The sequence below is a fragment of the Streptococcus sp. HMSC066F01 genome (assembly GCF_001837335.1).
GTDB lineage: Bacteria > Bacillota > Bacilli > Lactobacillales > Streptococcaceae > Streptococcus > Streptococcus oralis_S.
This window is the reverse complement of sequence record NZ_KV832081.1, coordinates 1-222: the sequence shown is the minus strand read 5'-3', so window position 1 is coordinate 222 and position 222 is coordinate 1. Positions and strand designations below refer to the sequence as shown.

At 41.0% G+C, this 222-nt stretch carries 1 protein-coding gene; it reads left to right on the top strand.

The window, feature by feature from the left end; translation table 11 throughout:
* Positions 1 to 222 (top strand): isopeptide-forming domain-containing fimbrial protein (locus HMPREF2655_RS02835; protein ID WP_142352107.1); only part of this gene is annotated, 222 nt, incomplete at both ends.

Here is a 222-nt window from a genome sequence, read left to right as displayed (position 1 = left end):
CCAGAGATCAAGAAAGATGTCAATACTAAGGCTGAGGAAACGCTTGCTGATCGTGACCAAATTTTCACATACAACGTGAAAACAAGTGTCCCAACAGATGTATCATCCTTCAGTGTAAGTGATACACTTGAGTCTGTTCTTGATTATGCAGGTTCAGCAAGTGCAATCTTGAATGGTCAAGCTCTTGATGCCAGTCAAATCAAGGTAGAAGGTCAAACGATT